At 53.4% G+C, this 975-nt stretch carries 1 rRNA gene; it reads left to right on the top strand.

Going from position 1 to position 975, the window contains the following annotated elements:
• Positions 1-975: ribosomal RNA gene (locus tag ACIPNH_RS00110) — 23S ribosomal RNA — on the top strand; the annotation flags it as partial.

Below are 975 nucleotides of genomic sequence, written 5' to 3'. Positions count from 1 at the left end.
TCACTGGTCTAATAGAAACCCTGCGCCGAAAATGTAACGGGGCTCAAGCCACGTGCCGAAGCTGTGGGTGCATACTATGTATGCGCGGTAGCGGAGCGTTCCGTAGGTCTGTGAAGGAGACGGGGTGACCCTCTCTGGAGATATCGGAAGTGCGAATGCTGACATGAGTAGCGACAAACAGTGCGAGAAACACTGTCGCCGAAAGTCCAAGGGTTCCTGCGCAAGGTTAATCCACGCAGGGTTAGTCGGCCCCTAAGGCGAGGGCGAGAGCCGTAGTCGATGGGAATCAGGTGAATAGTCCTGAACCTGCCAGAAGTGACGAATGCAATATGTTGTCAGTCCTTATCGGATTGGACTGGCTTTTGGCGCATTCCAGGAAATAGCTCTGGCATATAGACCGTACCCGAAACCGACACAGGTGGACTGGTAGAGAATACCAAGGCGCTTGAGAGAACGATGCTGAAGGAACTAGGCAAATTACTCGTGTAACTTCGGGATAAACGAGACCCGTTAGTGGGCAACCATTGGCGGGTGGCACAGACCAGGGGGTAGCGACTGTTTAGTAAAAACACAGGGCTCTGCGAAGTCGTAAGACGACGTATAGGGCCTGACGCCTGCCCGGTGCCGGAAGGTTAAGAGGAGGTGTGAGAGCACTGAATTGAAGCCCCGGTAAACGGCGGCCGTAACTATAACGGTCCTAAGGTAGCGAAATTCCTTGTCGGGTAAGTTCCGACCTGCACGAATGGCGTAACGACTTCCCCGCTGTCTCCAGCATCGGCTCAGCGAAATTGAATTCCCCGTGAAGATGCGGGGTATCCGCGGTCAGACGGAAAGACCCTATGAACCTTTACTGCAGCTTTACAGTGGCATCAGAGACATTCTGTGTAGGATAGGTGGGAGGCTTTGAAGCAGGGGCGCCAGTTCCTGTGGAGCCATCCTTGAAATACCACCCTGAATTTTTCTGATGTCTAACCG

The sequence above is a fragment of the Wolbachia endosymbiont of Drosophila barbarae genome (assembly GCF_044752445.1).
Classification (GTDB): Bacteria; Pseudomonadota; Alphaproteobacteria; order Rickettsiales; family Anaplasmataceae; genus Wolbachia; species Wolbachia pipientis.
Note: the sequence above shows the minus strand (reverse complement) of the source record. Positions and strands in the feature narration are given on the sequence as shown.